The sequence below is a fragment of the Streptomyces sp. F001 genome, from assembly GCF_004187715.1.
Lineage (GTDB): Bacteria > Actinomycetota > Actinomycetes > Streptomycetales > Streptomycetaceae > Streptomyces > Streptomyces flavusporus.
This window is the reverse complement of sequence record NZ_QZWF01000111.1, coordinates 1-4,922: the sequence shown is the minus strand read 5'-3', so window position 1 is coordinate 4,922 and position 4,922 is coordinate 1. Positions and strand designations below refer to the sequence as shown.

General features: G+C 68.1%; 4 protein-coding genes and 1 pseudogene. All 5 read right to left on the bottom strand.

Translation table 11 applies throughout. The annotated features are described in order from the left end of the window. Nucleotides 1–22: 22 nt before the first annotated feature. A complete protein-coding gene (locus StrepF001_RS44510; protein ID WP_129803764.1) occupies nucleotides 23–412 on the bottom strand; it encodes a hypothetical protein in 390 nt (129 codons plus the stop codon). Between the two features lie 345 nt (nucleotides 413–757). After that, nucleotides 758–2,710: pseudogene (locus tag StrepF001_RS44505) on the bottom strand (trypsin-like peptidase domain-containing protein). 19 nt (nucleotides 2,711–2,729) lie between these two features. Further along, nucleotides 2,730–2,966, bottom strand: a complete 237-nt coding sequence (locus StrepF001_RS44500; protein WP_240798005.1) for a CU044_2847 family protein — start codon at nucleotides 2,964–2,966, stop codon at nucleotides 2,730–2,732. A 331-nt stretch (nucleotides 2,967–3,297) separates the two neighbouring features. Next, on the bottom strand, nucleotides 3,298–3,483 hold the full coding sequence (locus StrepF001_RS44495; RefSeq protein ID WP_129803762.1) for a hypothetical protein: 186 nt from the start codon (nucleotides 3,481–3,483) through the stop codon (nucleotides 3,298–3,300). Nucleotides 3,484–3,756: 273 nt separating this feature from the next. After that, complete coding sequence (locus StrepF001_RS44490) at nucleotides 3,757–4,785, bottom strand: hypothetical protein (protein WP_129803761.1); 1,029 nt, start codon at nucleotides 4,783–4,785, stop codon at nucleotides 3,757–3,759. Between the last annotated feature and the right edge of the window lie 137 nt (nucleotides 4,786–4,922).

Here is a 4,922-nt window from a genome sequence, read left to right as displayed (position 1 = left end):
GAGCGGGGCCAGCCATGGGGGACTACGGATGGGTGGGGAGGACCCAACTTGGACCGCCCACGCCTCCGTAGGACACCACCTGCCTCGTGGGCGTGGTGGTCAGCCGGAAGTCGTCGCGGGCCGGTTCGTCGTCGAAGGCTTTGGCCAGGTCCTCAACGGTGTCCCACAACCGTTGGGGACCGTACTGGCGGACGGCTCCGGAGACATCGACGACAGCGGTCGAGCCATCGGAAGTCCACAGTCCCACTGCCTTCAGCTGCCCCTCTTCGTCGCGCCAAGAGCATGAGCTGTAGCCCGGCAGGGCCGCGATGACGCAGCCGTGACGCGCGTCGGCCACCGCCCACACGGGCCGGCCGATCTCGGCGAACGGCTGGTCCCCGAGTATCCGGCGGACGGTCAGCTCATCAGGCACGACAGTCTCTCCCCCCGGTGGCGCACAGTCGGCCAGGCCCGGCGCCTTCCTGGGGTCTTCCGGGGGAATCGACATATCTCTGTACGTGATCGGGCGCGGATCCACGAGACACGCGTACCAGGGCGAGCCAGGTTGCAGACTCACCCTGTCGTCGACAGCCGACCACGACCGTGTGCGGCTGACCACGCGGATGGCCATGGCTGTCGCTGCTGTCTCCGACACGAACCGTTCGACTTGCACGGCTACAGTCATTTGACGGCAGATGTGTGGCTGACCTGGGGAAATGGCTGGGATGCGGCCTGGTTGGGAACAATCGTGCAGCAGACCCATCAGGTTGGAAGACGCTCAGGCACTCAAAGCCGTCGCCTGAGCCTGGCCGCTTGGTTGTACGACATCGGCCGCGAACGGCACCGACCTCAAGGCGATGTGCAGCCGACGAGGCCGGACCGGCGGCCTCCTGCCCCCAACCGGGCTCGACCCGCTGCCCGACGCAGTGGCCAACTCGCGCAATGTGCCCCATTCACGGATGAGGGCATCATGAACCAGTTCGGCAACCGGCTCCCCTGCAGAGCCTTCGGGGAGTTGAGGCGCGCGGAGCGTATGGGTGGTGATGATGCGATGGCGTGTGAGGGAAACCATGACGGAGTCAACGGCTTCCCCGCGGCTTGTTCCGGCCTCCACGTCGGCGGCGAGGTCATGTAGTTCGTCAAGGGGGACCTGAGCACGCACTGCCGGAACGTTCCGGCTCGGATCAGCGGGCCGTACCAGGGAGGCCAGGATCCTCCGAGCAATGGACCGCTGGTTCGAGGACAGGTCACTCAGGACGCTGTCGCACCACGTGGTCAGGCTTCCGCTTACCGCGCCGATGCGCCGGTAGGCCCCGTGGGTGAGATATCCATCCTGTCATCGAAGCCACAGCTGGCTGAGTGTCAGCTCCAACAAGGGCAGCACGGTGACCGGCGCCTGCTGTGTTGCGGTGGCTTCGGGAGTGATCGCCAGCACGTCGCTGATGATCTGCTCAGGCAGTCCAGGCTGAAAGCGGAGTCCCACATCCTGGGCGGGCAAAGTGATGATGTCGTGCAGGTTCTCCTGGCTCAGACTGCCCTGCACATTGAGCAGTCCTGGCATCGCTGCATCCAGCAACTCGGGGGCCACAGCAGCCAGCTGAGGATAGAAGTCGTCCCGCATCACCAGGATAACGCTGACTCTTGTTCCGGAGCTGGCCACGGCTATGATCTCGTCTAGGGCAGCACGGCGGATGTGCTGCTGGCTGTCGGCAGGCGGAGTGAAGAGCTCTTCGAACTGATCGACGACCAGCAGGACCCGTTGGCAACTGGTGTCCGTTGCCAGTCTCTGCCTCACCGCCGCAATCCCGTCGCCTGCCACCCCGGGCAGACCGCCCTTTTCGATCTCGGCCAGCAGGTTCTGCCCGGGACGGACCAGCACCTGCAGCCACTGATCGCTCCCCGTAACCCGTCCCTGCTCCAGCGCGCGCAGCACCCCCGCCTGGATCAGCGACGACTTCCCTGAACCCGATGGCCCGAGCAACAGCGTCAGCCGGCGCTGGGCCAAGCTGGCCAGGACTTGTCGTTCCGCTTCCTTCCGCCCCTGAAACCAGCGGGTGTGCTCCGCCCCGAACGGCTCCAGTCCCCGGTACGGGCACACCTCCCGCACCTCTAGCTGCGGCACGCTCTCCCGGAGGACCTGGGTCGGGGTGACGTAGGCGATACCCTGGCCCCGCTCAAAGGCGTCTGGCGCGGTTATCTCGGTGAGCATGCCGATGACAAGTCCGGTCACTTCGTCCAGGACCGGGCCTCCGCTGAAGCCGGTGGTCAGGTCGTTGGCGTCGGTGAGCTGCAGCAGCAAGCCCCGCGCTGCCGAGGAGGGCAGCAGGTCGCCGGCCACGCCGAAGCCGAAATGCCCCTCCGGCGGTGCTTGGGCCGGGAAACCGAACGACCTGACCCGGTGGCTGCGGCAGCCCTCCGCCGAACCCAGTGCGAGGAATTCCATGCCGGGCCGTGTGCCAGTGAGCCGGACCACGGCCACGTCCTCGGCCTCCGGCGCACGCCAGGCGTCCTCCACAACCCGACCCTCGATCGCCCCCGCATCCGGCAAATGCGGGAAGTCCAGCCGCACCGTCTCACCGGGCCCGCCGCCCGCTGCCTGGATCACGTGCGCACAGGTGACCAGGAGTCCCTCAGCTATCAGAAACGCGGCCCCAGCGACACTCTCATCCGCGCACAGAACCTGCGCCACGCTGGCAGGCAGGGCCGGGGCGGCTGGACCCGAGTCGTTCATGGGATCGGCGTCCATCGGATCAGCCCGGCCCGTTCCATGACACAGTCACGCTGAGGTGACAGCCCGCCTGGCCTCTCGTGATCACGGCTCCGGCCGCCACCGACAGGTCCACGCCGAACTCGATCACGACGTCATCGGGACGGGCCTTGCGTAACTGTTCCAGGGCAGCGCGCGCCGCCTCTGTGACCGGTTCGAGCGCCTCCTGCAGCGTCGCCGGCAACTCTTGCACGGCCTCGCCGATCCGACCGGCCTTCACCGGCCCCTCGTACGCGGCCGGGGCCTCAACCAGAAAGCAGCCCCCGCCCTCCAGCGGAATCCGAGTCAGGGATGCCACGGCGCCTCCAACGTTTGCCGTCCCAGCCAGCGTCACTCGGACCAAGCAGGAACCGCATCACGGGATAGGCCGTGCGAGCGAGACTCCGCGAGCCCCTGGCGCGTTCCCACTGCGTCACATGACGGATGCTGCCGTCTAACAAACCGGCCGTCCCTGCCGCGCCTGGTGGCCGACGCACTGCTGCCGATGGACACACAACCGCGGCAGCCCCCTTTCAGCGATGGGTGCGGCTCTGTCTGAGTGAGATCCCGAGTCAGGCTTGAAGTGCGTAGATGTGCTGGTCGGTTAGGGGATGGAGTCGTTCGTGCTCCTTCTGCGCGTGGAAGATCCAGTAGTCGGGGAAGTCGCCGTTGCTGATGACAGTGCGGAGGGTGAGAACGGCTTCGGCGCCGGGGACGGTCCACCTGCTGCCGGTGATGTCGAGTCTGTCGGCGATCAAGTGGCGTGCTGCTCCTTCGACGGCGCCGCTGGCGATCGGCCAGCCCGCTGCCAGGGCTTGGTCGTAGTGGACGAAGTCGGCGTTGTTCTCGAGGTAACGGCACGCTTTGTCGGCGGCGGTGCGCTGGTCGTCGGTGAGGTGACGGCGGTCGGCTTCGGCGCGGATGTCGTGGGCGGCGCCGGGGGCGTCGCCGGCCAGGATCCGGGCGGCCTTCGTACCGACCCAGTCCTCGGTGGCGGGATCGGTGGCGGTGTGGAAACAGCGGGCGGCTGCTCACAACTTCTCGATCACGTGAACGATGTCGAGGACGACGTGGACCGTGACATTGCGGCGGGCGGCCTCGGCCTGGATCAGCTCCCGCTGGTGGGTGGCGCCGTCAATCAGTACGACCCAGTTCCGGTGGTGTTCGGGGTCGCGGGCCTCGGCCTGGTCGAACGCGGCGGCGATGACGGTTTCGGCGTCCTCGCGGACGGAGGCGGTGAGCCATTTCGCCCGCGCTGTGGGGCCTTTGCGGACGGTGCGGACTCCGGTGCGGCCGCCGGGCGGGGCGATGATGTCGTGCGGGCGGCGGCCTGCGGGCTCGGCGTCGTGGACGACGGCGAGGGTGGCCATCCTTTTGCGGCAGGACTTCTCCCCACTCGACAGCCGCGTGCGGAAGGTGTGTCGGGCTTTGGCGGCGGCCTTCGCGGTGGCCTCGCGCAGGTGGCCCGGGCGCATCACGATTCCCTTCTGGTCGACGCTGATCACCAGCAGCGTCTGGGCCGGGGCCGGGTGGGGAGTGCGGGCCGTATAGAACGCGGCGACGTCCACGGCCGCGGCCCGCACCAGATCCTCCACCTGGCGTTTGCCCGCCACCCGGCCCCCGCAGCTGCGGTCGATCGCTTCCAGCGCGGTGTCGTAGGAACCGCGGGCCGCTTCGAGGACCGCGAGCTGGCGCAGTCCCAGACTGTGCCGCCCGTGGGGCAGGCCCAGCATGGCGTCGGCGGGGTAGAGGTTGGTCATGCCCGGGCCGCGCAGGGCGCATCGGGTCACGGTCACCGGTCCCAGCACGGTGGCCAGTTGCCGCCGGTGGCCCTTCTCCAGCCGGCTCCGGCCGCCGGCGAGCGCAGCCCGCTCCTGCGGATCGAGGGCCAACAGGTGGTCTGCCTCGTGGCGGGCCCGCCACTCGAGATGGGCCTGCAGGAGCAGTCGGCCCAGCTCCCGAGAGCCCGCTTCGACGTCGGCCTCAGCCTGTTCATGCGTCGCGGTGAGTGCTTCGGGGCTGGAGAGGCGGGTGGCCAGGGAAGTGAGGGAAGAAAACACGCGGGCAAAGGGGTCAGCCGCCGCGGCCGTTTCGTACGCTGCGTTCATCGGGCTCTCGTCTTCGGACAGTGGCGATCTGGTTGGCACCATCGACGCTAGGGACGAGAGCCCGATGAACGCAGCGTACGAAACGGCCG